Annotated in this window: 2 protein-coding genes; both read right to left on the bottom strand. The window is 64.3% G+C overall.

Features of this window, described 5'->3' with window-relative positions; translation table 11 throughout:
• Positions 1 to 139: 139 nt before the first annotated feature.
• Positions 140 to 1,087 (bottom strand): cation diffusion facilitator family transporter, encoded by a 948-nt coding sequence (locus tag EOA27_RS29315; protein WP_126081605.1) that lies wholly within the window; start codon positions 1,085 to 1,087, stop codon positions 140 to 142.
• A gap of 5 nt (positions 1,088 to 1,092) precedes the next feature.
• Positions 1,093 to 3,092: anthranilate synthase (locus EOA27_RS29310; protein WP_127257862.1), on the bottom strand; the 2,000-nt coding region annotated here is incomplete at its 5' end.

Below are 3,092 nucleotides of genomic sequence, written 5' to 3'. Positions count from 1 at the left end.
GCTTCCTGCCCTTCCGGTGCTCACGTACTTTCAAGTACGCTCCGCTCCGGCTCTCGGAAGCCATCTTGTCTGGTCGCTTCGCGCCCGTCTTCGACTCCGACTCGGCCTGACCTGAATCTCGACAGACCTTCGCGCTCTGCTAAGCGAAAGGCACCGCGGTCGTGCCTTTCGGCAGTTTGGCCTCGTCGTCCGGCTCGACATGGATGGTGACGCGCACCGAGGGGATCTCGGCCTTCAACGCGTCCTCGATGCGATCGCAGATGACATGGCTGGCGCCGACGGTCATGTCGGCGTCGACGACAAGGTGGAACTCGATGAAGGTGGCGCGTCCGGCAATGCGCGTCTTCAGGTCATGCACCTCGAGCGCGCCTTTCGAATTGGCCGAGATGATGTCGCGGATCTGCATGTTCTCATGGCTATCGACGGCGCGGTCCATCAGGCCGTTCATCGACGAGCCGATCACATGCCAGCCCTGCCACAGGATGTTGAGCGCGACGATCACGGCCAATGCCGGATCGAGGATCTGCCAACCGGTGAGCACCGCGCCGACAAGGCCGCCGAGCACGCCAACGGACGTCACAACGTCGGTCATGATGTGCTGGCCGTCGGCGACTAACGCCGGCGATTTCGCGTTGCGGCCGGTCTGGATCAGAGTCCAGGCCCAGATCGCGTTGACGATGGTCGCCAAGCTGTTGACGGCGAGACCCTTCCAGGGCTGCTCGAGCGGGGCCGGATGCTGCCAGGACTGCCAGACCTCGTTGAGGATCAGCAGCGCCGCGACGACGATCAGCACCCCCTCGAGCACGGCCGAGAAATATTCGGCCTTGTGGTGGCCAAAGGGATGGTCCTGGTCGGCGGGCTTGTAGCTGACCTGGATTGCCCAGAAGGCGGCTGCCGACGCGATGACGTTGACGATCGATTCCGCCGCGTCCGAATAAAGCGCGACGGAGCCCGTGATGTACCAGGCGGCCACCTTGAGGGCGAGCACGGCGAAGGCGACGACGATCGACCAGAAGGCGAGCCTGGCGACCTTCTGCCTGGTCGCGGCTTTCGCCGCGGCCGTCGTCGTGTCCCGCGCCTGGGTCATCGTCCCTACGCGGCCTTTTCCTTGGCCTTGCGCGGCAGATGCGCGACGATGTTCTCAATGATGCGCATGCCAGCATTGTGACCGAGCGTCATGATCGATTCCGGATGGAACTGCACCGCGGCGATCGGCTCTTTGGGGTGCTCGAAGGCCATGATGATGCCGTCCTCTGTCTCGGCTGTGACCACGAAGCCATCAGGCAGGCGCACCGGATCGGCGAAGATCGAGTGGTAGCGGCCGACGGTCACTTCCTTTGGCAGGCCAGAAAAGATGATGCCGGGTTTCGAGACGCGGATGCGCGAGGGCTTGCCATGCATGGGGATGTGCAACTGCCTCAATTCGCCGCCATAAGCTTCGGCCAGCGCCTGCAAGCCGAGGCAGACGCCGAAGATCGGCAGGTCGCGGGCGCGCGCTTTCTTAATGGTGGCGGCGCAGTCGAAATCTGTCGGCGTGCCGGGGCCAGGCGACAGCACGACGAGATCGGGCTTCAGCCGCTCGAAGACTTCCTCCGGCACCGGCGTGCGCACGGTGGAGACATTGGCGCCGGTCTGGCGGAAGTAGTTGGCCAGCGTGTGGACGAAGGAGTCCTCGTGGTCGACGAGCAGGATGTTGACGCCGTCGCCGACGCGCGCGGTGGTGCGCTCGGTTCCGGTGGCGTTGCCGGTCTTGGCGTCGCGGATGGCGGAGAGCATGGCGGATGCCTTCAGTTCGGTTTCGGCTTCTTCTTCCTCGGGCACGCTGTCGAAGAGCAGTGTGGCGCCGGCGCGCACCTCGGCGATGCCGTCCTTGATGCGGATGGTGCGCAGCGTCAGCCCAGTGTTCATGTCGCCGTTGAAATTGACCATGCCGATGGCGCCACCATACCAGGCGCGCGGGCTCTTCTCGTTCTGCTCGATGAAGCGCATGGCCCAGAGCTTCGGCGCGCCGGTGACGGTGACCGCCCAGGCGTGCGACAGGAAGGCGTCGAAGGCGTCCATGCCTTCGCGCAGCCGGCCTTCGATGTGGTCGACGGTGTGGATCAGGCGCGAATACATCTCGATCTGGCGGCGGCCGATGACGCGCACCGAGCCTGGCTCGCAGACGCGCGACTTGTCGTTGCGGTCGACATCCGAGCACATGGTGAGCTCGGACTCGTCCTTCTTGGAGTTGAGCAGCTTCAGGATCTGCTCGCTATCGGAAATGGCGTCGTCGCCGCGCTTGATGGTGCCCGAGATCGGGCAGGTCTCGACGCGGCGGCCGTTGACGCGCACGAACATCTCCGGCGAAGCGCCGATTAGATATTCGTTCTCGCCGAGATTGATGAAGAAGGAATAGGGCGAGGGGTTGATCGATTTCAGCTTGCGCGAGATGTCGGAGGGCTGGGTCTCGCAGCGCTCGTAGAACATCTGTCCAGGCACAACCTCGAACAGGTCGCCGCGCTTGAAGCTTTCCATGGCGCGCCGCACCAGGTTGGCGTATTCGCCCGGTTCGTGGTCGCCGCGCGGCGGGATGCGGTCGGCGGTCTTGAACGGCTCGACATGGGCATCGCGCGCCAGGCCTTCGGTCGAAAAGCCCTCGCCGGAATAGTCGTAGCGGTCGGTCCAGGCCTTGGTCGAATAATGGTCGACCACGAGAATCTCGTCGGGCAGGAACAGCACCAGGTCGCGCTGGCTTTCCTTGCGCTCGAGCTTGTAGTCCACCGGATCGAACTGGAAGGCGAGGTCGTAGCCGAAGGCGCCATAAAGGCCGAGATTGGCGTCCTCGGCGGTCTTGAACAAAGCGGTGATGGCGCGCAGCACGGTGAAGACGGACGGAACGCGGCTGCGCTCCTCCTCGGTGAAGACGCGGCCGGGTTTTGCCACATCGACGCGGATAAGCGTCTTCGAGGTCTCCGCGATCGTCACTTCGCTCGGCGCGCCAAGCGCCTTTCCGATCACAGGCAGGAGCACTTCGCCGCGCTTGTTCAGCGCTTCGATGCGCATGGCGCGGCCGCGCGCGGAGATCACCAGCGGCGGATCGATAATGGCGG

This window comes from Mesorhizobium sp. M2A.F.Ca.ET.037.01.1.1, from assembly GCF_003998075.1.
Taxonomy (GTDB): domain Bacteria; phylum Pseudomonadota; class Alphaproteobacteria; order Rhizobiales; family Rhizobiaceae; genus Mesorhizobium.
Note: the sequence above shows the minus strand (reverse complement) of the source record. Positions and strands in the feature narration are given on the sequence as shown.

Excerpts from the sequence above, each read along its gene's own strand:
- EOA27_RS29315 (WP_126081605.1), bottom strand. The coding sequence starts at position 1,087 with ATGACCCAGGCGCGGGACACGACGACGGCCGCGGCGAAAGCCGCGACC.